At 67.7% G+C, this 22,839-nt stretch carries 22 protein-coding genes; 19 read left to right on the plus strand and 3 right to left on the minus strand.

Features of this window, described 5'->3' with window-relative positions:
- Positions 1-51 precede the first annotated feature (51 nt).
- The 5 genes from ACSFBM_RS18255 to ACSFBM_RS18275 all read left to right on the plus strand — a co-directional run bounded on the left by ACSFBM_RS18255 (position 52) and on the right by ACSFBM_RS18275 (position 5,142).
- Positions 52-1,053, plus strand: a complete 1,002-nt coding sequence (locus ACSFBM_RS18255) for an ABC transporter substrate-binding protein (protein WP_435485592.1) — start codon at positions 52-54, stop codon at positions 1,051-1,053.
- 30 nt (positions 1,054-1,083) lie between these two features.
- On the plus strand, positions 1,084-2,202 hold the full coding sequence (locus tag ACSFBM_RS18260) for an LLM class flavin-dependent oxidoreductase (RefSeq protein WP_435485593.1): 1,119 nt from the start codon (positions 1,084-1,086) through the stop codon (positions 2,200-2,202).
- Positions 2,203-2,351: 149 nt separating this feature from the next.
- Complete coding sequence (locus ACSFBM_RS18265) at positions 2,352-3,170, plus strand: class II aldolase/adducin family protein (RefSeq protein ID WP_435485594.1); 819 nt, start codon at positions 2,352-2,354, stop codon at positions 3,168-3,170.
- Positions 3,171-3,172: 2 nt separating this feature from the next.
- The gene (locus ACSFBM_RS18270) at positions 3,173-4,174 is read left to right on the plus strand and encodes an ABC transporter substrate-binding protein (RefSeq protein ID WP_435485595.1); all 1,002 of its coding nucleotides are present in this window, start codon (positions 3,173-3,175) and stop codon (positions 4,172-4,174) included.
- Between the two features lie 14 nt (positions 4,175-4,188).
- The gene (locus ACSFBM_RS18275; RefSeq protein ID WP_435485596.1) at positions 4,189-5,142 is read left to right on the plus strand and encodes an ABC transporter substrate-binding protein; all 954 of its coding nucleotides are present in this window, start codon (positions 4,189-4,191) and stop codon (positions 5,140-5,142) included.
- Here ACSFBM_RS18275 and ACSFBM_RS18280 read toward each other — a convergent pair.
- Positions 5,102-6,064: a LysR family transcriptional regulator gene (locus ACSFBM_RS18280; protein WP_435485597.1), complete on the minus strand. Its 963-nt coding sequence runs from the start codon at positions 6,062-6,064 to the stop codon at positions 5,102-5,104. The two genes, ACSFBM_RS18275 and ACSFBM_RS18280, sit on opposite strands and share 41 nt — an antisense overlap.
- Before the next feature lie 199 nt (positions 6,065-6,263).
- Between ACSFBM_RS18280 and ACSFBM_RS18285 the strand changes: the two genes are divergently transcribed.
- The 10 genes from ACSFBM_RS18285 to ACSFBM_RS18330 all read left to right on the plus strand — a co-directional run bounded on the left by ACSFBM_RS18285 (position 6,264) and on the right by ACSFBM_RS18330 (position 16,500).
- Positions 6,264-6,737 carry a PCC domain-containing protein gene (locus tag ACSFBM_RS18285; RefSeq protein WP_435485598.1) on the plus strand — a complete coding sequence of 158 codons (474 nt, stop codon included), beginning with the start codon at positions 6,264-6,266 and terminating at the stop codon, positions 6,735-6,737.
- Positions 6,730-7,128 carry a PPC domain-containing DNA-binding protein gene (locus ACSFBM_RS18290; protein WP_435485599.1) on the plus strand — a complete coding sequence of 133 codons (399 nt, stop codon included), beginning with the start codon at positions 6,730-6,732 and terminating at the stop codon, positions 7,126-7,128. The genes ACSFBM_RS18285 and ACSFBM_RS18290 overlap by 8 nt, the downstream gene beginning before the upstream one ends.
- Before the next feature lie 22 nt (positions 7,129-7,150).
- A complete protein-coding gene (locus tag ACSFBM_RS18295; protein WP_435485600.1) occupies positions 7,151-7,960 on the plus strand; it encodes an SDR family NAD(P)-dependent oxidoreductase in 810 nt (269 codons plus the stop codon).
- A 12-nt stretch (positions 7,961-7,972) separates the two neighbouring features.
- Positions 7,973-9,142 carry an acetyl-CoA acetyltransferase gene (locus ACSFBM_RS18300; protein WP_435485601.1) on the plus strand — a complete coding sequence of 390 codons (1,170 nt, stop codon included), beginning with the start codon at positions 7,973-7,975 and terminating at the stop codon, positions 9,140-9,142.
- A 20-nt stretch (positions 9,143-9,162) separates the two neighbouring features.
- Positions 9,163-10,728 carry an acyl-CoA synthetase gene (locus ACSFBM_RS18305; RefSeq protein ID WP_435485745.1) on the plus strand — a complete coding sequence of 522 codons (1,566 nt, stop codon included), beginning with the start codon at positions 9,163-9,165 and terminating at the stop codon, positions 10,726-10,728.
- A 59-nt stretch (positions 10,729-10,787) separates the two neighbouring features.
- Positions 10,788-11,801: a TRAP transporter substrate-binding protein gene (locus ACSFBM_RS18310; RefSeq protein ID WP_435485602.1), complete on the plus strand. Its 1,014-nt coding sequence runs from the start codon at positions 10,788-10,790 to the stop codon at positions 11,799-11,801.
- Positions 11,798-13,735, plus strand: a complete 1,938-nt coding sequence (locus ACSFBM_RS18315; protein WP_435485603.1) for a TRAP transporter large permease — start codon at positions 11,798-11,800, stop codon at positions 13,733-13,735. Before ACSFBM_RS18310 ends, ACSFBM_RS18315 begins: the two co-directional genes overlap by 4 nt.
- A 33-nt stretch (positions 13,736-13,768) precedes the next feature.
- Positions 13,769-14,620, plus strand: coding sequence for an alpha/beta fold hydrolase (locus ACSFBM_RS18320; protein ID WP_435485604.1), 852 nt, complete (start codon positions 13,769-13,771; stop codon positions 14,618-14,620).
- Positions 14,621-14,773: 153 nt separating this feature from the next.
- Positions 14,774-15,478, plus strand: coding sequence for a fumarylacetoacetate hydrolase family protein (locus ACSFBM_RS18325; protein WP_435485605.1), 705 nt, complete (start codon positions 14,774-14,776; stop codon positions 15,476-15,478).
- A 104-nt stretch (positions 15,479-15,582) separates the two neighbouring features.
- On the plus strand, positions 15,583-16,500 hold the full coding sequence (locus ACSFBM_RS18330; protein ID WP_435485606.1) for a helix-turn-helix transcriptional regulator: 918 nt from the start codon (positions 15,583-15,585) through the stop codon (positions 16,498-16,500).
- 3 nt (positions 16,501-16,503) lie between these two features.
- On the opposite strand, the gene pdxR is transcribed toward ACSFBM_RS18330, so the two are convergent.
- Positions 16,504-17,991 (minus strand): MocR-like pyridoxine biosynthesis transcription factor PdxR, encoded by a 1,488-nt coding sequence (gene pdxR, locus ACSFBM_RS18335; RefSeq protein ID WP_435485607.1) that lies wholly within the window; start codon positions 17,989-17,991, stop codon positions 16,504-16,506.
- Between the two features lie 95 nt (positions 17,992-18,086).
- On the opposite strand from pdxR, the gene ACSFBM_RS18340 reads away from it, so the two are divergent.
- Positions 18,087-18,800 (plus strand): GNAT family N-acetyltransferase, encoded by a 714-nt coding sequence (locus ACSFBM_RS18340; RefSeq protein ID WP_435485608.1) that lies wholly within the window; start codon positions 18,087-18,089, stop codon positions 18,798-18,800.
- 10 nt (positions 18,801-18,810) lie between these two features.
- Here the strand turns inward: ACSFBM_RS18340 and ACSFBM_RS18345 are convergent, their stop codons facing one another.
- Complete coding sequence (locus ACSFBM_RS18345; protein WP_435485609.1) at positions 18,811-19,605, minus strand: GntR family transcriptional regulator; 795 nt, start codon at positions 19,603-19,605, stop codon at positions 18,811-18,813.
- Between the two features lie 204 nt (positions 19,606-19,809).
- On the opposite strand from ACSFBM_RS18345, the gene ACSFBM_RS18350 reads away from it, so the two are divergent.
- From ACSFBM_RS18350 to ACSFBM_RS18360, 3 genes are read left to right on the plus strand one after another with little or no spacing between them, the layout of a single operon-like run.
- Positions 19,810-21,066 carry an ABC transporter substrate-binding protein gene (locus tag ACSFBM_RS18350; RefSeq protein WP_435485610.1) on the plus strand — a complete coding sequence of 419 codons (1,257 nt, stop codon included), beginning with the start codon at positions 19,810-19,812 and terminating at the stop codon, positions 21,064-21,066.
- 20 nt (positions 21,067-21,086) lie between these two features.
- Positions 21,087-21,995: a carbohydrate ABC transporter permease gene (locus ACSFBM_RS18355; protein WP_435485611.1), complete on the plus strand. Its 909-nt coding sequence runs from the start codon at positions 21,087-21,089 to the stop codon at positions 21,993-21,995.
- Entirely contained in the window at positions 21,995-22,831 is an 837-nt protein-coding gene (locus tag ACSFBM_RS18360) for a carbohydrate ABC transporter permease (RefSeq protein ID WP_435485612.1), read from the plus strand. The genes ACSFBM_RS18355 and ACSFBM_RS18360 overlap by 1 nt, the downstream gene beginning before the upstream one ends.
- Positions 22,832-22,839: the final 8 nt, after the last annotated feature.

Consider the following 22,839-nt stretch of genomic DNA (forward strand, 5'->3'; position numbering starts at 1 on the left):
ACTCGTTTTTCTGAGTTCGCTTCCGGCCCCTGGCTCGGTACGGTTCGCTCCATGAATCCAGATGCCTCCTTGAACCGCCGCCGCCTGCTGCAAGCGGCGGCCGCACTCGCCGCTGCCGGCTCCGCCGGTTGGGCGCAAGCCGCGGCCCCGGCGCGTGACCTGTCCGGCGTCACGCTGCGCGTGGGCACCTACAAGGGCCTGTGGCGGCCGCTGCTCACGGCCTCGGGGCAGGCGAACACGCCCTACAAGATCGACTGGCGCGAACTCAACAACGGCGTGCTGCACATCGAGGCCATCAACGGCGACGCGCTCGACCTGGGCTCGGGCAGCGAGATTCCGCCGGTGTTCGCTGCGCGGCAGAAATCCAGCGTGAGGCTGGTGGCCGTGACGCACGAAGACCTGAACAACCAGGCCACGCTCGCGCGCAAGGACGCACCCATCCGCACCATCGCCGACTTCAAGGGCAAGCGCGTGGGCTACGTGCGCGCCACCACCTCGCATTACTACCTGGCCAAGCAGCTGGCCGAGGCGGGCCTGTCGTTCAGCGACATCCAGGCCGTGAGCCTCACGCCGTCGGACGGCCTCTCGGCCTTTGCGCGCGGCGACCTCGATGCCTGGGCCATCTACGGCTACAACGGCCAGCTGGCACGCACGCAGTACGGCGCGCGCACCATCAAGACCGGCGTGGGCTACCTGTCGGGCAACTTCCCCATCTACGCCAACCCGCGCGCGCTCGACGACGCATTGCGCCGCGCCGCACTGGGCGACCTGCTGCAGCGCCTGCAGCGCGCCTTCGCATGGATCAACGGCAACTTCCTGGCCTATGCGCGCGCGCAGTCGGCCGAAACCCGTGTGCCCATCGGCGACATCGTCGAGCTGTTCAACGGCCGCAGCGGCGACTACAGCCTGGGCCCCGTCAGCGACGCGGCGGTGCGCAGCCACCAGGACGTGGCCGACACCTTCCTGAAGATCGGCGTGCTCGACGGGCCCGCCGATGTCAAACCCCTGTGGGACCGCAGCTTCGAGAGCATGCTGCGTCTGCCCGCCGCCTGATCCCGCCTTCCACTCGAAAAGGAAAACACCATGAGCCAGCCACAACAAGACGGCGTCGAATTCATCGGCATGATCCAGGGCCAGAAGGTCTCGGAGATTCACGCGGCCAAGGGCCCGTCGCTCGACCGCGACTATGTGCGCGCCTTCGCGCAGGCCCACGAGCAGGCGGGCTTCGACCGCGTGCTGGTGCCCCACCATTCGACCAGCCCCGACGCCACGCTCACGGTGGCCTATGCCGCCTCGGTGACCGAGCGCATCCACTTCATGCTGGCGCACCGCCCCGGCTTCGTGGCGCCCACGCTCGCGGCGCGTCAGTTCGCCTCGCTCGACCAGTTCAGCGGCGGGCGGCTGGGCGTGCACTACATCTCGGGCGGTTCCGACGAAGAGCAGCGCCGGGACGGCGACTGGCTCGACCACGACCAGCGCTATGCCCGCACCGACGAATACCTCGAGGTGTTGCACAAGGTGTGGACGGCCGAGAAGCCGTTCGACCACGAAGGCGCGCACTACCGCTTCGAGAATGCGTTCTCCGAGGTGAAGCCGCTGCAGACGCGCAACGGCAAGCCGCATGTGCCGGTGTATTTCGGCGGTGCGTCGGAAGCCGCGATTCCGGTGGCGGGCAAGTACGCCGACGTGTACGCGCTGTGGGGCGAGTCGCTCGACCAGGCGCGCGAGCTGACCACGCGCGTGCGGGCCGAGGCTGCGAAGCATGGCCGCAGCGTGCGCTTCTCGGTGTCGTTCCGCCCCATCGTGGCGCAGACGGAGGAGGCCGCATGGGCGCGCGCCGAAAACATCCTGGCGGAGACCAAGCGCCTGCGCGTGGTGCAGGGCTACAACCGCGGCGGACCGCAGCAGAGCGAAGGCGCCAAGCGCCTGCTGGCCGCGGCCGACAAGGGCCCGCGGGTGGACAAGCGGCTGTGGACGGCGGTGGCGCAGGAAATCGGCGGGCGTTCGAACAGCACCGCGCTGGTCGGCACGCCCGAGCAGGTGGCCGATGCGCTGCTCGACTACTACGACCTGGGCGTGACGACCTTCCTGATCCGCGGCTTCGATCCGCTGGAGGACGCGCTGGACTATGGGCGCGAGCTGATTCCGCGCACGCGCGAATTGGTGGCGCAGCGCGCTGCGTCCATTCGCAAAGCGGCCTGACGACTTTCTTTCTCCCTCCCCCTCTGGGGGAGGGCAGGGGTGGGGGCAAGCGGCCTCGATCACCGTCACTGCGTTTGATGCCGCCGTGCCCCCATCCCCACCTTCCCCCAGAGGGGGAAGGTGCCAAAACCGAGTACCTAGGAAACCCCATGAGCGCTGTTCTTTCCATCGACCGCCACGCGTCGCTGAAACTCAACCCGAACCCGCAGCAGAAGTACTGGTTCGACCCCGTCCCCCCGCGCCCCACCGTGCAGGCCGAGCGCCGCCACCGGCAGGAGCGCCTGGCGGGCGCCTTTCGCCTGTTCGCGCGCTTCGGCTTCGCCCAGGGCCTGGCCGGCCACATCACCGCGCGCGACCCCGAGCTGACAGACCACTTCTGGGTCAACCCGCTGGGCATTCATTTCTCGCGCATCAAGGTCTCCGACCTGCTGCTCGTCAATTCGAAGGGCGAGACCGTCATCGGCGAGCGCCCGCTCAACAAGGCGGCCTTCGCCATCCACGCGGCCATTCACGAGCACAACCCGAAGATCATTGCCGCAGCCCACACGCACTCGACCTATGGCAAGGCCTGGTCCACGCTGGGCCGCAAGCTCGACACCCTCACGCAGGACAGCTGCGTGTTCCACGACGACGTGGCGCTGTTCGACGACTTCACCGGCATGGTGGTCGACACCAGCGAGGGCGACCGCATCGCGCAGGCGCTCGGCGACAAGAAGGGCGCCATCCTCAAGAACCACGGCATCCTGACGGCCGGCCCCACGGTGGAGGCCGCCGCCTGGTGGTACATCGCGCTGGACAACGCCTGCCACACGCAGTTGCTGGCCGAAGCCGCCGGCAAGCCGCAGCCCATCGACGAAGACACCGCGCGCCATACGCACGCGCAGATCGGCGGGCCCGAAGGCGCCATCCATTCCTTCGACAGCCTGTACGAAGGCCTGGTCGAGGCCGAACCGGAGTTGCTGCTGTGAAGATGAACGCAACCCTTTCCCGCCGCAGCGTGCTGCGCGCAGGCGGTGCCGCCGCCGTGGTCGCCTCGGGCGGGCTGATCGCCTCGCAGGCCTTCTCGCAGCAGGCGCGCAAGCTCACGTTCGCGTGGAACGCCGCCGCCTTCTGCCTGTCGCCCGTGGTGGTGGCGCAGGAGCGCGGCTACTTCGAGCGCAACGGCCTGCAGGTCGACCTCATCAACTACACCGGCTCCACCGACCAGCTGCTGGAGTCGCTCGCCACCGCCAAGGCCGACGCGGCCGTGGGCATGATCCACCGCTGGCTCAAGCCGCTGGAGTCGGGCTTCGACGTGAAGATCGTCGGCAGCTCGCACGGCGGCTGCGTGCGGCTCGTGGGCGCGAAGAGCGCGGGCGTGACAGACATCGCCAGCCTGAAGGGCAAGTCGATCGGCGTGTCGGACATCACCAGCCCGGGCAAGAATTTCTTTTCCATTCTGTTGACCAAGAACGGCATCGATGCGGACAAGGACGTCACCTGGCGCCAGTACCCGGCCGACCTGCTCGACATCGCGGTGAAGAAGGGCGAGATCCAGGCCATTGCCGACGGCGACCCCAACATCTACCTGATCGAGAAGCGCAACAAGGGCGCCTACGTCGAGGTGGCGAGCAACCTCACGGGCGAATACAAGGACAAGGTCTGCTGCATCGTCGGGGCGCGCGGCGAGCTGGTGCGCAAGGACAAGGCGAGCGTCGCCTCGCTGGTGCGCGCCATTGCCCAGGCCTCCGACTACGTGGCCGAGAACCCGAACGAGTCGGCCAGGCTTTTCGCCAAGTACTCGCCGAACGTGCCGGTGGAAGACCTGCGCGCGTTGCTCGGCACGCTCACGCACAACCACCACCCGCTGGGCCGCAAGCTGCGCGACGAGGTGGAGTTCTACGCACGCGACTTCCGCGGCGTGGGCGTGCTCAAGAAGAGCACGGACCCGGCGCGCTTTGCGGAGCACGTGTCTTTCGATCCCCTGGCATGAAGCACAGCAATTCCATGACTCACAGTTCACGCCGCCGGTTTCTCGTTCAGGGCGCCTCGGCCGCTGCCGCCGTGTCTTTGCCCGGCGCTGTTTTCGCACAGGGCCGCCCGGTGCTCAAGGCCGGCGACCAGAAGGGCGGGTTGCGCGCGCTGCTCGAAGCGGCAGGCGGCCTCGAAGGGCTGGGCTACGACATCCAGTGGTCCGAATTTCCGGCCGCCGCGCCGCTGGCCGAGGCACTGAACGCCGCCGCGGTCGATTCGGGCCCCATCGGCGACGCCCCGCTGATCTTCGCGCTGGCCGCCGGCACGCGCGTGAAGGCCATCGGCGCGAACCGCTCCGACTCGTACGGCACCGCAGTGCTGGTGCGGCCCGATTCGCCGCTGAAGACAGCCGCCGAGCTCAAGGGCAAGAGCATCGCAACCAACCGCGGCTCCATCGGCCACTACGTCACGCTGAAGGCCATCACCTCGGCCGGCCTCAAGCCCGAGGACGTCAACATCCGCTTCCTGGCACCGGCCGACGCCAAGCTCGCGCTCACGCAGGGCTCGGTCGATGCCTGGGCCACCTGGGAGCCCTACACCGCGCTGGCCGAGGTCAGCCACCATGCGCGCGTGCTGGTCAGCGGGCGCGGGCTGCTGCCGGGGCTGAGCTACCTTGCGGCGACTGACAGCGCCATCGCGGCCAAGCGGCCGGTGCTGCAAGACTTTCTGCAGCGCGTGGTGAAGGCGCAGATATGGTCGTACCGCAACGTCGATGCCTACTCGGCCGCGCTGGCGCGCATCATCGGCATTCCGCCCGAGGCGGCGAAGCTGCAGTTCGAGCGCCGGCAGCAGAAGTGGGTGGCCATCGATGCGCAGGTCATTGCCGATCAGCAAGGCACGGCGGACTTCTATCGGCAGGTGGGGCTCATCAAGCAGCCGTTGGATGTCAAAGGAACTTTCGATACCGGGTTTGGTGTGGCTGGTTGACCTTGCGTGTCTTGTCTTCGGGAGGCGCTCCCCTGCTCCCGGCCTTTCCCTCATCCGGCAACAGTGCCAGCAGCGCCTTGACCAACGGCGATTCATCCGATTTTCGCCAGACCACCAGCGTATCGACGTAGGTCTTCTCACCCTTCAACGATCGATAGACAACGCCTTCGCGGTGCAGCGCCTTCACGCAAGCCGGCACCAGCGCAATGCCGACGCCCCCCGACACCAGGCTCACGATGGTGTTCATCTGCCGCGCCGGAAACATCAGCGGGCTGAAGCCGCGCCGCATGCAGGTCGCGACGATGGCATCGAACATCTGCGGACCGATGTGGCGCTCGAAGCCTAGAAAGCGTTCGTTCGAGAACTTCTCCAGCGCCACGGGTCCCGTGCCCGCGAGCGGATGCGCCTCGGGCAGGGCGAGGATCAACGTGTCCTTCTGCACCAGCCGCGAGCCGAGCGTGGCCGGCATGTCGGACGGCTGCAGCACCATGCCCACATCGAGATGGCCTGCCTCGACGTCGGCCACTATCTGTTCGGTGATGCCTTCGCGCAGCGCCACGCTAGCCCGGGGGTGCGCCTCGTTGAAGCGCCGCAGCGTCGGCGGCAGGAACGAATAGGCGGGCAGGCTGATGAAGCCGACCGCGATGGAGCCCATGACGCCCGCCGCGCCGTCGTGCGCGCGGCGACGCATGGTTTCCAGGCCCGCAAGTACGGCGCGCGCGTCGTGCAACGCGTCTTCCCCCGCGCGCGTGATGGCGATGCGGCGCGATGTGCGCTCGAAAAGCGCCACGCCCAGTTCGTCTTCCAGTTCCTTGATCGCCAAGCTCACGGGCGGTTGCGACAGGTGCAGGCGTTGCGCGGCACGGCCGAAGTGAAGCTCTTCGGCGACCGCGACGAGGCAGCGGAGGTGGCGCAACTCCATTGATCTGAATCCTGTATTGATCTATCTGAATTGTAGATTTGTTGCTATGGATTTCCAATCCTAGACTTTGCTCGAAGGCGCCGGCGATACCCCTGCCGCGCACCATGGAGACAAAGAAATGATCGAAAAAACGACGGCCCTGCCACGAGCACGGACCGTGGTTCACCCTGGCCCTTACGGGCCTGTGCGGATCGCACATATGCACGCCGACAAGGGCCGGCACTTGCGCCTTTCGCTGCCGCCGGGGCGCACGCTGTACGACAGCCTCGTGCAGGTGCTGGCCACCGAGGACGTGGCCAGCGCGTCGATGACGCTCATCGACGGCGAATTCGAGCACCTGAGCTTCTGCATGGCGCTGCCCGACCCCAGCGGCCGCGTGCTCGCCACCTACGGCGCGCCCGAGGCGCTGCGCGGCGCGCGGCTGATCTTCGGCAACGCCACGCTGGGCCGCTCGGCCGGCGGCATCCCCGTCGTGCATTGCCACGGCGCGTTCTGCGAAATCGACGGGCGCGTGCGCGGCGGGCACATCCTGACCGACCGCACGGTGGTCGGTCGCATCCCCGTTACCGTGGTGGTGACCACGCTCGACAGCTTCGAGCTGCGCGTGTCCTACGACGAGGAAACGCGCATGCCGCTGATGCGCCCCGAAGCACGGGCGGTGGCCCATGTCTGAGGTGCGCCTGATCGAGCGCGGCCGCATGGGCCGCGTGGCCTACGCCCGCATCGGCCCCAACGAAGACCTGGTGCAGAGCGTCGAAAAGCTCTGCGTGGCGCAGGGCATGCGCCATGCCTTCGTGCGCGGCGCGCTCGGCAGCCTGATCGATGCCTGCCTGGAGCGGCCCGACGGCGCATGCCAGGTAATCCGCGGCCCCGCCGTGGAAATCGTGAGCCTGGCCGGCGAGGTGCGCCTGCAGACCGACGGCACGCTGCGCGCGGCCCTGACGGGCGTGGTCGCCGACACGAACGGACAGGTCTATGGCGGTCCGTTCGTGGCCGGCGCCAACGCTGTTTGCGTCACCTTCGAGATCACGCTCGAAGAGTGGCTTCCTTCCGACGATTCCTGATTTCGAAAACCCCAAGACAACCATGACAGACACTCCCTCTTCCCCCCGCGTCGCCGTCGTCACCGGAGGCGCGCGCGGCATCGGCCTGGCCATCGGACAGTGGTTCCTGGCGCACGGCTACCAAGTCGCGCTGCTCGACAACGACCACGCCACGCTCGACGACGCCGTCGCCGAACTCGCCCTGCCCGGGCGCGTGCTGGGCGTGCACTGCGACGTTTCCGACGCGGCGCAGGTAGCCGCTGCGGCCAAGGCCGTCATCGGTCGCTTCGGCCGCGTCGATGCGCTGGTCAACAACGCAGGCGTGGCGGTGTTCAAGCGCATCGCGGAAACCACCTTCGCCGACTGGCGGGCCGTGATGGGCACGAACCTCGACGGTGCCTTCCTCTGCACGCAGGCCTTCGGCCCGTTGATGATCGAAGCCGGCAAGGGCGCGGTGGTGAACGTGGCGTCGATCTCGGGCCTGCGCGCCAGCACGCTGCGCGTGGCCTACGGCACCAGCAAGGCGGCGCTGATCCACCTGACGAAGCAGTACGCGGTCGAGCTAGGCAACGCGGGCGTGCGTGTGAACGTGATCGCGCCCGGGCCGGTGGAGACCGAAATGGCCAAGCTGGTGCACAGCGTGGCAATTCGCTCTGACTACGTCGACGCCATTCCCCTGGCCCGCTACGGCAGCGTCGAGGAAATGGCCAACGCGGTGGGCTTCCTGTGCAGCGACGCGGCGAGCTTCATCAATGGCCAGGTGATTGCGGTGGACGGCGGCTTCGACGCCGCCGGCGTCGGCCTGCCGACGCTGCGCCGGGGCGTGCCCGCAGCCGCAGCCGACCACGCCTGAGGAACAAGCGACATGAGCGACAACAGCTACATCATCGGCTGGGGCCACACGGCCTTCGGCAAGCTCGACGCGGCCGACAGCGAGCAACTGATTCGCGACGCGGTCGAGCCCGCGCTGCAGACCGCCGGGCTCGAGGCCGCGGACATCGACGGCATCTTCGTCGGCCATTTCAACAGCGGCTTCCTGCCGCAGGACTTCAGCGCGTCGCTGGTCGCGATGGCCGTGCCCGGCCTGCGCCACGTGCCGGCCGTGCGGCTGGAGAACGCCTGCGCCACGGGTTCGGCCGCAATCTGGGCCGCGCTGGACGCGGTGAAGAGCGGCCGCGTGCGCCACGCGCTGGTGGTGGGCTTCGAGATCATGAATGCGGTGCCGGGCCCGGTCATCGCGCAGACGCTGCTGCGCTGCTCCTACGTGAAGGAGGAGGGCACGACGCCCGCAGGCTTCGCGGGCGTGTTCGGCCACATCGCGGGCGGCTACTTCGAGCGCTTCGGCGACCAGAGCGATGCGCTCGCGTCTATCGCGGCCAAGAACCATGCCAACGGTGTGCACAACCCTTATGCGCACATGCGGCGAGACCTGGGTTTCGACTTCTGCCGCAACCCGTCGGACAAGAACCCCTTCGTCGCAGGACCGCTCAAGCGCTCGGACTGTTCGCTGGTGTCCGACGGCGCGGCGGCGCTGGTCATTTCGGCGACGCCCGCCGGGTCGGCCACGGTGCCGGCCGTGCGCTGGCGCTCGCACACGCAGGTCAACGACTACCTGCCGCTGTCGCGGCGCGACCCGACGCGCTTCGAAGGTGCGGCGCTGGCGTGGCGCCGCGGCCTGGAATCGGCGCAGCTCACGCTCGACGACCTTGGCTTCGTGGAGACGCACGACTGCTTCACCATCGCCGAGCTGCTGGAGTACGAGGCCATGGGCCTGGCGCCGCACGGCCAGGGTGCCCGCGTGATCCTCGACGGCGTGACGCGCAAGGACGGCCGGCTGCCCGTGAACCCTTCGGGCGGCCTCAAGTCGCGCGGCCACCCCATCGGCGCAACGGGCGTTTCGCAGCATGTGATGGCCGCGATGCAACTGACCGGCACGGCCGGAGACATGCAGGTGGGCACGGGCAAGCCGGGCGCCGTGTTCAACATGGGCGGCGCCGCCGTCGCCAATTACCTCAGCGTGCTGGAGGCGGCGTGAGCCACGCGCGGGCCGCCAACATGTCGGTGTTGCTGTCGCAGACGGCAGCGCTGTTTCCCGAGCGCGCCGGCCTGATCCTCGAAGACCGCAGCTGGACCTGGCACGAGATCGACACGCGCGTCGATGCGCTCGTACAGGGGCTGCGTGCGCTAGGCATGCAGCCCGGCCACAAGTTGCTCGTGCAGTCGCGCAACAACCTCGCGCTCTTCGAAAGCTGCTGGGCCGCGTTTCGCATGGGTGCGGTATGGGTGCCGGTCAACTTCCGGCTCACGCCGCCCGAAGTGGCGTACCTGGGCAGTTCGAGCGAGGCGACGGTGATGCTGGCCGAAGACGGCTTTGCCGCGCATGTCGATGCAGTGCGCGTTGCCAGCGCGCATTTAAGGCACGTCGTCACCATCGGTGCGCCGCGCCAGGGCGAGCAGGGCTACGAGGCGCTGATCGCCGCCAATTCCGGCGCGGAAAAGTCCGTTGCCGATGTCGAGGCCGACACGCCGCTGTGGTACTTCTACACCTCGGGAACGACCGGCAAGCCGAAAGCGGCCGTCTTGACGCATGGCCAACTCGCCTTCGTCGTCACCAACCATCTCGCCGACCTGATTCCCGGCACGACCGAGAACGACTGCTCCATCGCGGTGGCGCCGCTGTCCCACGGCGCGGGCATTCATGCGTTGCTGAACGTCGCGCGCGGCGCGGCCACGGTGCTGCCGCTGTCGGACCGGCTGGAACCGCGCACCTTCTGGTCGCTGGTCGAGCGCCACAAGGTCAGCAACGTCTTCACAGTGCCGACCATCGTCAAGATGCTGGTCGAAGACCCGTCGGTCGACGAATTCGACCACCGCTCGCTGCGCTACGTGATCTACGCCGGCGCCCCGATGTACCGCACCGACCAGCAGCGGGCGTTGCAAAAGCTGGGGCCGGTGCTGGTGCAGTACTTTGGCCTTGGCGAGGTGACGGGTTGCATCACGGTGCTGCCGCCGTCGATGCACTCGGCCGATGACGCCGATGCCAACGCGCACATCGGCTCATGCGGCCGGCCGCGCACCGGCATGGAAGTCGCGATCCTCGACGAGCAGATGCAAAGGCTGCCGGCCGGCGCGGTCGGAGAAATCTGCTGCCGCGGCCCGGCCGTGTTCGCGGGGTATTTCAACAACCCGGAGGCCACGGCCAAGGCGCTGCGCGGTGGGTGGTTCCACACCGGCGACCTGGGGCGCATGGACGCGCAAGGCCTGCTCTACATCACGGGCCGCGAGTCCGACATGTACATCTCGGGCGGCTCCAACGTCTACCCGCGCGAGGTCGAGGAAATCCTGCTGACGCATCCCGCCGTGCGCGAAGCCGCCGTGCTGGGCCTGCCCGATGCCAAGTGGGGCGAAGTGGGCGTGGCCGTGCTCGTGTGCGACAGCGAAGGCGTGACGCCCGAAGACATCCTCGGCCACCTCGACGGCCGCTGCGCCAGGTACCGCTGGCCGCGGCACGTCTTCTTCTGGGAGTCGCTGCCCAAGTCAGGCTACGGCAAGGTCACCAAGAACGAAATACGCCGGCTCCTGTCGGAGCGCGGAGAGATCGTGGAGGCTGCCATCCACTGAGCCTGCCCTTTCTCCCCGGACGATCGAATTCAAGACAAACCAAAACATCGAGACAACAAATGAACATCAACCGCCGTACCGTGCTGCGTACCGTCGCCGCTGCTTCCAGCCTCGCACTGCCGCTGCGCCAAGCCGTCGCACAGAAGAACGTCTTCAACTACAAGTACGCCAACAACCTGCCCGTCTCGCACCCGATGAACATCCGGGCCAAGGAGATGGCCGACGCGCTCCGTGCCGAGACCAACGGCCAGGTCGACATCCAGATCTTCCCGAACAACCAGCTGGGCTCCGACACCGACGTCCTGAGCCAGTTGCGCGCGGGCGGCGTCGAGTTCTTCACGCTGTCGGGGCTCATCCTGTCGACGCTGGTGCCCTCTGCCTCCATCAGCGGCGTGGGCTTTGCATTCCCCGACTATGCGAGCGTATGGAAAGCCATGGACGGGGACCTGGGCAGCCATATCCGCACGCAGATCGCCAAGTCCAACATCGTGGCCATGGAGAAGATCTGGGACAACGGCTTCCGGCAGATCACATCGTCGAACAAGGCCATTGCAGCGCCGGCCGACTTGAAGGGTTTCAAGATCCGCGTGCCGGTGTCACCGCTATGGACCTCGATGTTCAAGGCACTGGACGCCGCCCCCACGTCGATCAATTTCGCCGAGGTGTATTCCGCGCTGCAGACCAAGATCGTCGACGGGCAGGAGAACCCGCTCGCCATCATCTCGACCGCCAAGCTCTACGAAGTGCAGAAGTTCTGCTCGATGAGCAACCACATGTGGGACGGCTTCTGGTTCCTGGCCAACAAGCGTGCATGGGACAAGCTGCCGCCCGACCTGCAGGCCATCGTCACGAAGCACATCAACGCTGCAGCCCTGAAGGAGCGCACCGACGTTGCCGAGCTCAACGGCAACCTGCAGAAAGAGCTCGCGGCCAAGGGCATGCAGGTCAACCAGCCGGACCCCGGCGCCTTCCGCGACCAGTTGCGCAAGGCCGGCTTCTACGCCGATTGGAAGGCCAAGTACGGCGACGAGGCATGGGCGCTGCTCGAGCGCAGCGCGGGCAAGCTCGCATGATCGCGCCGCGCCCGGCGGCGCGGCCGCCCGAGCATCGCGCAGGCCCCCCGAGCGTGGAAGACGCGGCCGGCGCGCACGGCCACGGCGATGCGGCCAACGAGGCCAACCCGAGCTCGTTGACCTCGCGCATCGAGCGGCTGCTCGGCGTGCTGGTGGACGGCGCGGCCGGCGCGCTGGTGCTGGCCGACGTGGCGGTGCTGCTGGCGGGCGTGGTCGCGCGCTTCGTGCTCCACAAGCCGCTGATCTGGTCGGACGAACTCGCGTCGATGCTCTTCATCTGGCTCGCCATGCTGGGCGCGGTGGTGGCGTTGCGGCGCGGCGAGCACATGCGCATGACCGCGGTGGTGTCGAAGCTGACGCCGCCGCGGCGCCGCTTTGCCGAGGCTGTGTCGCTCTACGCAGCCCTTGCCTTCCTGGCGATGGTGGCGTGGCCTGCGTGGGAATACGCGTCGGAAGAGCGCTTCATCACCACGCCTGCGCTGGACGTCTCCAACGCTTGGCGTGCCGCCGCGCTGCCGGTGGGCGTGGCGCTGATGGCCATGTTCGCGGCGCTGCGGCTGTTGCGCGACTTCGACTGGAAGACATCGGTCCAGGCCCTGGCGATCGTCGTCACGCTCATCGCGGCCTTCACGCTCGGTCGCGCGGTGTTCGAAGACCTGGGCCGGCTCAACCTGCTGGTTTTCTTCGTCGGGGTGGTGCTGGCCTGCGTGCTGTGCGGCATTCCGATCGCGTTCGCGTTCGGCCTCGGCACCTTCGGCTACCTCGCGCTGACCACCGACACCGCGCTGCCCGTGATCGTCGGGCGCATGGACGAAGGCATGTCGCACCTAATTCTGCTGGCGGTGCCGCTGTTCGTGTTCCTGGGCCTGCTCATCGAGATGACGGGCATGGCGAAGGCGATGGTCGCTTTCCTCGCGAGCCTGCTGGGGCATGTGAGAGGAGGGCTTTCCTACGTGCTGGTGGGCGCGATGTACCTCGTCTCGGGCATCTCGGGCTCGAAGGCGGCGGACATGGCCGCCATCGCGCCCGCGCTGTTCCCGGAAATGAAGAAGCGCGGCGCCGCCGAGGGCGAACTGGTGGCACTGCTCGCGGCCACCGGTGCGCAGACCGAGACGGTGCCGCCCAGCCTCGTGCTCATCACCATCGGCTCGGTCACGGGCGTATCGATCGCAGCGCTGTTCACGGGCGGGCTGCTGCCAGCCGTCGTCCTGGGCTTGATGCTGTGCGTGGTGGTGTACGTTCGCAATCGGCACGAAGACCTGAGCCTGGTCGCGCGGCCCGCGATGCGGCAGGTGTTGAAGCTGGCGCTGGTGGCGCTGCCCGCGCTGGCACTGCCTTTCGTGATCCGCGCGGCGGTCGTCGAAGGCGTGGCCACGGCGACCGAGGTGTCGACCATCGGCATCGTCTACGCCGTCGTTGCCGGGCTCGTGGTGTACCGCCAGTTCGACTGGCGGCGGCTCGGCCCGATGTTGGTGGCCACCGCCTCGCTGTCGGGCGCGATCCTGCTGATTATCGGTACGGCCACCGCCATGGCGTGGGGCCTGACGCAATCGGGCTTCTCGCGCTGGCTGGCCGAGGTCATGGGCAGCCTGCCCGGTGGTGCGCCGATGTTCCTGGCCGTATCGCTCGTCACCTTCGTGGTGCTGGGCTCCGTGCTCGAGGGCATACCGGCCATCGTGCTGTTCGGACCGCTGCTGTTTCCGATCGCACGGCAACTGGGCATCCACGAGGTGCACTACGCCATGGTCGTCGTGCTGTCGATGGGACTGGGCCTGTTCGCGCCGCCCCTGGGCGTGGGTTACTACGCGGCATGCGCCATCGGCCGCGTGCGGCCCGACGAAGGAATCGGGCCCATCGCCGGCTACATGCTGGCCCTGCTGGTCGGCACCATCGCCGTGGCGGCCATTCCGTGGCTGTCCATCGGCTTCCTCTGACATTCACAGCGTTCAGCACCCAAAGGAAAAAGCATGGAGACAAAGACAAGCATCGCCCGCAAGACCGTTGCCGTGGACGGCGACGTCAAGCTGAGCTACCTGGAGGCCGGCACCGGGCCCACCCTCGTACTCATACCGGGCTGGTCGCAAACGGCCGAGCAGTACAGGTACCAACTCGAAGGTCTGGCGGCCCGGCACCACGTGATCGCCTTCGACCTTCGCGGCCACGGCGACTCCGACAAGCCCGGGCGCGGCTACCGCATCGCGCGCCTCGCGACGGACCTGCAGAACGCGCTCGTCGCGCTTGACCTGACGGAGGTGACCATCGTCGGCCACTCCATGGGCTGCTCGGTGCTGTGGTGCCACTTCGACCTGTTCGGCGCGGGTCGCATCGCCCGCTACGTGTTCTGCGACCAGGCGACATGCCTCACGCGCAATCCCGAGTGGACTGAGCAGCAGGCCGCCGACTACGGCCCCATCTTCACGGCCGACAGCGTGGTCGAGACCGCCAATGCACTGCGAGGCCCGGGCGGCGTGGAGGCCACGGTCGGCTTCCTGCGTTCCATGGTCACGGCCGACATGCCCGCCGAGGACTTCCAGTGGATCGTCGACATGAACATGAAGATGCCGCGCGCCGCGGCGGCCGACCTGCTCTACAACCACTGCCACCAGGACTGGCGCGAAGTGTTGCCGCGCATCGACCGGCCGACGCTTTTCATCGGCGGAAAGGGCAGCCTGGTGCCGCACAGCTGCATGCGGTGGGAGGCGACCCAGGTGCCCGGCGCCAGGGTCGAGATCTTCGACGACGGGGAGGCAGGCTCGCACTTCATGTTCATCGAGAACGCGGCGAAGTTCAATGCGTTGCTCGCAGGATTTGCGGGTTGAGGCCGAAGGCGGGGACATTCGCGCAGGGGAAGTACCCGCCGGCCTGGGTACCCGCCCGGGACAAGTGAAGCGCAAATTCAAGACCGTAGCTGAGTCCAAGTCTCGCGTAGACGCGTCCCCTGGAAGAGGCGCAGCAATAGCTAGAGTCGTTGCATGACTTCAGCCACCGACACCCTCTACGCCATTTCCCCCGCGCCCGTCCACTCCCTGCCCATCCAGGGCGAACGCGCGCGCTTCCCGGTCAACCGCATCTTCTGCGTGGGCCGCAACTACTCCGAGCATGCCCGCGAGATGGGCCACAACCCCGACCGCGAGCCGCCGTTCTTCTTCATGAAGCCGGCCAGCGCCATCGTGGCCGACGGCGGCGAGTTTGCCTACCCCACGCTGTCGAACGACGTGCACCATGAGATCGAACTCGTGGTCGCGCTGAAGACCGGCGGCTCGAACATTGCCGCATCCGCCGCGCTCGAACACGTGTACGGCTACGCCGTGGGCCTGGACATGACCCGCCGCGACCTGCAGGGCGAGGCCAAGAAGATGGGCCGCCCCTGGGACACCGGCAAGGCGTTCGACGGCTCCGCGCCCTGCGGCGAGCTGGTGCCCGTGGCCAAGGCCGGGCACCCGGCGGCCGGAGAGATCCGCCTCGAGGTGAACGGCGCCCAGCGCCAGGTCGGCGACCTGGGCGACATGATCTGGAACGTGCCCGACACCATCGCCTACCTGTCGACCCTGTTCACGCTGCAGCCCGGCGACCTGATCTTCACGGGCACGCCTGCAGGCGTGGCGGCCGTGCAGCGCGGCGATCGCATGCGCGGCACGGTGGCGGGCGTCGGCGCGCTGGAGGTCGTGGTCGTCTGACCCCCATGAGGGTCCCGGCATCGGCCCTGCTGGGGCTGTCGGACCGCAAGTTGGCGTACCCTCGCGGGCTGCAGCCTGCCGGATCCAGTGACACGCCAACCCCGATGCGCCCCTCTCCCTCCACGTCCGTTCGCACCTACGGCATGCACGAGCGTGCCGACCATCTCGACTTCGACATTCGCTTCCAGGGTGCGCGCAACGAACTCACGCTGCCGCACCGGCATGCGTATTTCCAGATCCAGGTCGGCATCGAGGGCCGCTCGCAGCAGGCCATCGGCGGCGAGGTGCGCCCCTTCGGGCCGCGTCATCTGAGCTTCGTGCTGCCGTACCGGGTGCACGTGATCCCGCACCCGCCCGAGGCGCTGTACTGCATCGTCAATTTCGACCAGCGCTTTCTCTGGCCCGAGCTCGAGGTCGATGCGCTCGACCTCGACGACGTGTCGCTTGCGCGGCATCCCGACCTCGCACCCTTCCTGTTCCAGGAGTACGTCGACTTTGCTTTCGACGAGGCCGACTTCACGCGCATCCGTGGCTGGCTCGACGAGCTGCATGCGCTGAACACCGGCCGCAACTTCGGCGCCAAGATCGCGATGCGCGGCATCGTGCAGCAGATCATCGGCCTGGCCTGCATGCGCCAGGAGCAGGCGCTGATGCGGCTTTCGCTGCAGCACAACGGCAAGACCTCGCAGCGCGACGCGTTGCAGCGCGTGGTGCGCTATGTGCGCGACAACCTCGACAAGCCGCTGTCGCTGACCGATGCGGCCGCAGCCGCGTTCCTGTCACCCAACTACCTGGCCAACCTGCTGCGCAAGGAAACCGACCGCACCTTCACTGACCTGGTGACCGAGCGGCGCATCGAACGGGCGAAGGAGCTGCTGTCGTCCACCTCGCTGCTGGTGCGCGAGATTGCGCACCAGTGCGGGTTCACGGACGAGGCCTACTTCAACCGGCGCTTCCGGCAATGGGTGGGAAGCACGCCGCGCAATTTCCGGCGCGACCATGTGGCGAGCTCGCGCGGTTAGCGGTCAGCTTCGCCCCGACGCCCGCGCCAGCTGCGACAGGCGCTTCACCAGCGGCTCGAACAGCTCCGCAGACGTGTTGCCATAGCCCAGCACCAGCCCGTTGTCGGTGGCCAGCGGCTGCATCGCGAACCCCGACAGCGCAGAGGGCGCGATGCGATGGCGCAGCGCCTCGGCGGCGATCTTTCGGTCGTCGAACTGCGCGGGCAGCCGCACGGTCAGGTGCAGCCCGCAGTAGCCGCCTTCGATCTGGTGCGGCACCTTCAGGTGCTTTTGCAGCGCGAGCCGCAGCGCCTGCTGCCGGTCGCGGTACAGGCGCCGCATGCGGCCCAGGTGCCGGCTGAACTGCCCGCTCTCGATGAACTCGGCCATGGCCAGCTGCTCGTGGCGGTGCCCGCCGCGCAGCATCTCTTCGAGCGGCACGCGCACGCTGGGCACCAGCCGTTCGGGCAGCACCAGGAAGCCCAGCCGCAGCGACGGGAACATCGTCTTGCTGAAGGTGCCGACGTAGAGCACGGGCGCATCGGCCACCAGCCCCTGCATCGCGCCGATGGGCTCGCCTGTGTGGCGGAACTCGCTGTCGTAGTCGTCCTCGATGATCCACGCGTCGTGCGCGCGTGCCTGCGCGATCAGGTCGAGCCGGCGCGCGATGCTCAGCACCGAGCCGGCCGGGTACTGGTGCGAAGGCGTGGTGTACACGAGCCGGGGCGTGTGCCTGCGCCAGTCTTGCGCACTCGCGCACAGGCCTTCGGCGTCGACCCGCACCGGCACCACGCGCATGTCGCCCGCATGCATGGCGGCCTTCACGCCGCGGTAGCCCGGGTCTTCGACCCAGCCGGTGTCGCCGGGGTTCGACAGCAGCCGCACGCACAGCGTGATGGCCTCCTGCGCGCCTTCGGCAATGACGACCTGGTGCGGCTCGCAGCGCACGCCGCGTGCAACCGACAGATGCCGCGCAATGGCCGCGCGCAGCGCCGGCTCGCCCAGCGGGTCGCCGTAGCCCAGCGCGGCCGTGCCGGCGTTGCGCACGGCACGGTCGAGCGCGCGGCGCCAGGCGGCCAGGGGAAAGTGCGACAGCGCGGGCACGCCGGGGCGCAGCGCCGCCTCCATGTCGGCACGCGATGCGCTCGGCTGGAGCTTTGCGAGGCGCAGCGCCGTGGCAGGCACACCGGCCGGCATGCCTGCACGCTTGGGGACCGGCGACGAGAGCTCGGTCACGCGCGTGCCCTTGCGGTCGGGTTGTACATAGCCTTCGGCGGCCAGGTGCTCGTAGGTCGCTGTGACGGTGTTGCGCGAGATGGCGAGCGCTTCGGCCAGCGCGCGCGAGCCGGGCAGGCGGCTCCCGGGGGCCAGGCTGCCGTCGAGGATGGCGCGCTTGAGGCGCTCGTGCAGCTGGCGCTGCATCGAGCCGGCGTCGCGGCCCTTCAGCAGGGAGGATTCGAGCAGCGCTGTGGCAGAAGCAGAAGAGGAGGAAGGGGCAGGGCGTGGCACCATGAAATCAATCGTTCGTGGCGCTTTCGTTGGAGCCACGTTGCGGGTACTTTACGTGCTCCGACACAGCCGTTTCATTTTTTTCGAAAGACACCCGCATGCCAGCCCGCCACAACGAATTCGGCCAGTCCATCGGCCCCGACGTGCCCGATTGGACGCCGCGCGCACTGCCACCGCGCCAGAGCGTCGAGGGCCGCTTCTGCACGCTGGAGCCGCTCGACGCGGCCAGGCACGCCGACGACCTCTATGCCGCCTATGCGCAGGCGCCCGACGGCCGCGACTGGACGTACCTGGGCGTGGAGCGGCCCGCCGACCTGGAAAGCACCCGGGCCTACGCGCAGCGCGCCGCGCAGAGCACCGACCCCATGCACTTCGCCGTCGTCGACAAGCAGAGTGGCCGCGCCGTCGGCACGCTGGCGCTGATGCGCATCGACCCGACCCATGGGGTGATCGAAGTGGGCAGCGTCAATTTCTCGCCGCTCCTCAAGCAGACACCCGTGTCCACCGAGGCGCAATACCTGCTGATGAAGCTGTCGTTCGACGCGCTGGGCTACCGCCGCTACGAATGGAAGTGCGACGACTTCAATGAGCCCTCCAAGCGCGCGGCACTTCGCTTGGGCTTCCAGTACGAGGGCAGGTTTCGGCAGGCGGTGGTCTACAAGGGGCGCACGCGCGACACGGCCTGGTTCTCGATCGTCGCGAGCGAGTGGCCTGCACTGCGCACCGCCTTCGAGCGCTGGCTCGCGCCCGAGAACTTCGACGCGCAGGGCCGCCAGCGCATGTCGCTGGACAAGTTCCGCCTGCCGTCCTGAGCCGGCATGGTCAGGGTGCGGCCGGCGGCCCGAGCGCAAGATAGCTGTCGTCGCCATCCAGGCTGCAATCGAGCGCGCTGGGCGCCACGTCGCGCTCGAGCACTTCAAACATGCTGTCGACGAAATCCATCAGGCCATCCGATGCGGCGATGGCGGCATCGACGTCGCCGTTGGCCACCGCTTCGATCACCGCGATGTGCCCGTCGACGGTGCCTTGCAGGTCCACCTTCTCGGGCGCATGCATGTGATAGATCCAGCCGATGCGTCGGAAGATCGTGTGCAGTGGCCGCAGCGTGCCCTCCACGAAAGGCTCCTGCGCGGCCGCCAGAAAAAGCTGGTCGATCAGGCGGTCGGCCACGTTGAACTGCTCGATCGTCATGTGCGCGCCATGCTCGATGAGCTGCCGCTTGATGTGCTGCATGCGGTTGCGCTCTGATGCGCCCGAGCGCTCTGTGGCGAGCCGGATCACAAAGCGCTCCATGTCGCGGCGCAGCCGCAGCAGCCGGCGATCGCGCGTGAGGTCGATCGGCGCGATGCGGATGCCGTGCCGCGGCGTGATCTGCACCAGCGTGTCGGCGGACAGGCGATTGAGCGCCTGGTGCACGGGCGTGCGGCCGTAGCCGACCATGGTCTGCAGCTCGTGCGTGGCCAGGAAGCGGCCCGGCGCCAGCTTGCAGCAGATCAGCAGTTCTTCGATGCGTTCATAGGCCTGGTCCGACTGGTTGACAGGGCTCTTGAGCAAGGTGCCCGGCGCGGCGGTGTCGACGGAAACCAGCTTGGGCCTGGCAGGGGAACGGGTGGCCATGGAACTCCTTGTTTCAACGCAGCAGCATATCTGATATGCAAGTGTAAGCACAGCCTCGAACCCGGGTTCTCCTCTGAAGGCGAGCACAGGTATCCCCTCGAGGAGGGGCAGGGTATCTACGAATAAATATCGTGAAATATCACGATATTCTTGCGCAAATTTCGTCGTGAACCAGCGGCCCGGAGCCGCCTCCTGGAGACTTGCATGAAAAAACTCCCGAGCCTTCCCCGCTTGTGCGCCGGCGCTGTCGCACTGGGGGCAGCGACCGTGTTCGCATGGGCTTTGCCTGGCGCCGCGCGTGCGCAAACCAAGGAAACGCTGAGCTTCGCCGCTGCGACCTTTGCGGAATCGGGGCGCGGCGACAAGCTCAAGTTGTGGGTCGACAAGTTCAACAAGAGCCAGAGCGCTGTCGAAGTGCAGCCGCTCGCGCTGCCTTTCTCGACGCTGGCCAAGACCGTGTTCACGCAGATGGGCGGCGGGGCGGGCCCCGACCTCATCCGCTTCGACCTGATCGACTACTACGCCGCCGCGCAGGCGCAACGCATCGTGGCCATCGACGGCGACATCAAGCCCGGCGACTACCGGCTGACCGACCCCAACAAGTACCTCGTGATCGGCGGCAAACGCTACGGCGTGCCCTTCGAGATCAGCAACTACCAGCTGATCTACAACCCGCAGCTTCTGAAGGGCGGCAAGCCGCCGGCCACGTTCGACGAGTTCCTCGCCGCCGCCAAGGCCGCCACTGGCGACAACGTGTTCGGCTTCGCCTACCGCGCCACCATGGCCGAGAGCAGCGGCTTCTGGCAGGACCTGTGCAACTTCGTCTATGGCTTCGGCGGGCGCTGGAGCGACGACAAGGGCAACCTCACCATCAACAGCGCCAAGGTGGTGGAGGGGGTGGTCGCCTACAAGAAGATGTATGACCTGGGTGCCACGCCCAAGGGCGCCGACGCCGCCACCTACAGGCGCATGTTCTGGGAAAAGAAGCTGGCCATGGAGATCGACAACGGCGGCGTGGCCGGCATCTTCAACCAGCAGGCGCCTGACCTGCCGCTGGGTGCGGCGCCGTCGCCGTTCCCGACACGCGCGCAGGGCCTGATCCTCGCGCCGCTCGCCATCAACGCCAACACAAAGCACAAGGCTGCGGCCGTCACCTTCATGAAGTGGATGATGCAGCCCGAGAACCAGAAGGACCTGCAGGCCATCCTCGGCGCCGCCAGCGTCGCCACGGTGGTCGAGCGCACGCCCGAAGAGCTCAAGGCCAAGCCCTGGCTCAAGGTGTACGACGACCAGGCGCCGAACAGCGTGCCGCAGCTGGTGCAGGGCTTCGAGGCGCGCACGCCCGAGATCCAGCAGGTGATCCTGGAGCAGGTGCTGCGTGTGCTCCAGAGCGGTGCCGACCCGCAGAAGGCCATGGACGACGCCCAGCGCCTTGTCAGCGCCCGCGTCCTGCGCAAGTAAGCCGGGCCAGGGCACTTGCAATGACCGCCAACAAGCAAGCCGCCGCGGGCGGCGTGGGGTGGGCGCCGTACCTGTTCTGCGCGCCCGTCATGCTGTACCTGCTGGTCTTCCAGGCCTATCCGCTGCTGCAGGAGCTGTACCTGAGCTTCACGCAGACCTCGCTGCTGTCGCCGGGCCAGCACGACTGGGTGGGCCCGCGCAACTACGCCGACCTGTTCGGCCAGGCCGAGTTCAACCAGGTGCTGGTCATCACCGCGGTCTACACGATGGCCTGCGTGGTGTGTTCGATCGGCATCGGCCTGGGTACGGCGCTGCTGCTGAACATGCCCTTTCGCGGACGCGGCATCGCCCGCTCGCTCATCACCATTCCCTGGGCGGCGCCGCCGGTGGCGGTGGCGTTGATCTTCATCTGGATGTTCAACGGCCAGTACGGCGTGCTGCAGCATGTCTTCAACTTTCTAGGCCTGTCGTCGGGCATGGAAGGCTGGCTCGACAACCCCTCGCGAGCCTTGCCCGCAGTGCTGCTCACCACCGTGTGGCAGATCTTTCCTTTCACTTCGGTGGTGATCCTGTCGGCGCTTCAGGGCGTGTCCAGCGATCTTCGCGAGGCGGCGGTCATCGACGGTGCCGACAGGCTGAGCGTCTTCGGCGCGGTGGTGTGGCCGGCCATCCGTCCGACGGTGATGCTGCTGACGCTGTTTATCACGATCTGGTCGCTGCGCCGCTTCGACCTGATCTGGCTCATGACGCAGGGCGGCCCCATCGGCTCGACCAACACCCTGGTGATCGAGCTGTACCGCCGGGCCTTCACGTACCGTGAACTGGGCGAGGCCGCGGCGGTCGGCATGGTCGGCCTGTCGCTGGCGCTCGCCATCACGGTGGTCTATTTCCGCTTGACGGTGCGCGCCGAGCGCGCGGCGGGGCACTGATGAAAACAGCAACGCTCGACTGGCGCCAGGCACTGCTCATGATCGTGATCCTCGGCATGCTGGGCATCACGGCCTTTCCGATCTACTGGATGCTGGTCACATCGACCACGTCGTCGGCCGACCTTTTCGCGACGCCGCCGCACCTGCTGCCGGGCATGGCGCAGTGGCACGTGTTCCGCGACGTGTTCGCCAGCACCGATGTCGGCATCTGGCTGGTCAACAGCGCGATCGTCGCGGTCGGCACCACGGTGCTGAGCCTGGCGCTGGCGGTGCTGCCCGCGTATGCACTGTCGCGTTTCAGGTTTGCCGGCATCGCCATCGTCGGGCTCGCGCTCTTCGTCACGCAGATGCTGCCCGAGGCGATGCTGGTGGTGCCGCTGTACGCGATCTTCGGCCAGCTCTCGCTGCTGAACACGCTCACGGGCCTGATCCTGGTGAACACGGCCTTCACGGTGCCGGTGATCACCTGGATCCTGAAAGGCGCCATCGACGGCGTGCCGATGGACATCGAGGAGGCCGCCAGCATCGACGGCTGCTCGCGCCTGGGCACGGTGTTCATCGTCGTGATTCCGCTGATTGCGCCGACGCTGGCGGCCACTGCGGTGATCGCCTTCTTCCACGGCTGGAACGAGTACGTGTTCGCGCAGACGCTGGTCAGTGCGCCCGAGCTGCACACCGCGTCGGTGGGCCTGGCGGGCTTCGTCGGCGAGCTGAGCACGCCGCTGCATTCGGTGATGGCCATCGGGCTGATGTACACGCTGCCCGCCGTCTTCTTCTATCTGCTCGTGCAGCGCTACGTCGTTGCCGGCATGACCGCCGGCAGCGTCAAGGGCTGACGGGCCAC

The sequence above is a fragment of the Variovorax pasteuri genome (genome assembly GCF_051216435.1).
Classification (GTDB): domain Bacteria; phylum Pseudomonadota; class Gammaproteobacteria; order Burkholderiales; family Burkholderiaceae_C; genus Variovorax.

Coding starts and splice junctions, on each gene's coding strand:
- ACSFBM_RS18255 (WP_435485592.1), top strand. CDS start 52: ATGAATCCAGATGCCTCCTTGAACCGCCGCCGCCTGCTGCAAGCGGCG.
- ACSFBM_RS18260 (WP_435485593.1), top strand. CDS start 1,084: ATGAGCCAGCCACAACAAGACGGCGTCGAATTCATCGGCATGATCCAG.
- ACSFBM_RS18265 (WP_435485594.1), top strand. CDS start 2,352: ATGAGCGCTGTTCTTTCCATCGACCGCCACGCGTCGCTGAAACTCAAC.
- ACSFBM_RS18270 (WP_435485595.1), top strand. CDS start 3,173: ATGAACGCAACCCTTTCCCGCCGCAGCGTGCTGCGCGCAGGCGGTGCC.
- ACSFBM_RS18275 (WP_435485596.1), top strand. CDS start 4,189: ATGACTCACAGTTCACGCCGCCGGTTTCTCGTTCAGGGCGCCTCGGCC.
- ACSFBM_RS18280 (WP_435485597.1), bottom strand. CDS start 6,064: ATGGAGTTGCGCCACCTCCGCTGCCTCGTCGCGGTCGCCGAAGAGCTT.
- ACSFBM_RS18285 (WP_435485598.1), top strand. CDS start 6,264: ATGCACGCCGACAAGGGCCGGCACTTGCGCCTTTCGCTGCCGCCGGGG.
- ACSFBM_RS18290 (WP_435485599.1), top strand. CDS start 6,730: ATGTCTGAGGTGCGCCTGATCGAGCGCGGCCGCATGGGCCGCGTGGCC.
- ACSFBM_RS18295 (WP_435485600.1), top strand. CDS start 7,151: ATGACAGACACTCCCTCTTCCCCCCGCGTCGCCGTCGTCACCGGAGGC.
- ACSFBM_RS18300 (WP_435485601.1), top strand. CDS start 7,973: ATGAGCGACAACAGCTACATCATCGGCTGGGGCCACACGGCCTTCGGC.
- ACSFBM_RS18305 (WP_435485745.1), top strand. CDS start 9,163: ATGTCGGTGTTGCTGTCGCAGACGGCAGCGCTGTTTCCCGAGCGCGCC.
- ACSFBM_RS18310 (WP_435485602.1), top strand. CDS start 10,788: ATGAACATCAACCGCCGTACCGTGCTGCGTACCGTCGCCGCTGCTTCC.
- ACSFBM_RS18315 (WP_435485603.1), top strand. CDS start 11,798: ATGATCGCGCCGCGCCCGGCGGCGCGGCCGCCCGAGCATCGCGCAGGC.
- ACSFBM_RS18320 (WP_435485604.1), top strand. CDS start 13,769: ATGGAGACAAAGACAAGCATCGCCCGCAAGACCGTTGCCGTGGACGGC.
- ACSFBM_RS18325 (WP_435485605.1), top strand. CDS start 14,774: ATGACTTCAGCCACCGACACCCTCTACGCCATTTCCCCCGCGCCCGTC.
- ACSFBM_RS18330 (WP_435485606.1), top strand. CDS start 15,583: ATGCGCCCCTCTCCCTCCACGTCCGTTCGCACCTACGGCATGCACGAG.
- pdxR (WP_435485607.1), bottom strand. CDS start 17,991: ATGGTGCCACGCCCTGCCCCTTCCTCCTCTTCTGCTTCTGCCACAGCG.
- ACSFBM_RS18340 (WP_435485608.1), top strand. CDS start 18,087: ATGCCAGCCCGCCACAACGAATTCGGCCAGTCCATCGGCCCCGACGTG.
- ACSFBM_RS18345 (WP_435485609.1), bottom strand. CDS start 19,605: ATGGCCACCCGTTCCCCTGCCAGGCCCAAGCTGGTTTCCGTCGACACC.
- ACSFBM_RS18350 (WP_435485610.1), top strand. CDS start 19,810: ATGAAAAAACTCCCGAGCCTTCCCCGCTTGTGCGCCGGCGCTGTCGCA.
- ACSFBM_RS18355 (WP_435485611.1), top strand. CDS start 21,087: ATGACCGCCAACAAGCAAGCCGCCGCGGGCGGCGTGGGGTGGGCGCCG.
- ACSFBM_RS18360 (WP_435485612.1), top strand. CDS start 21,995: ATGAAAACAGCAACGCTCGACTGGCGCCAGGCACTGCTCATGATCGTG.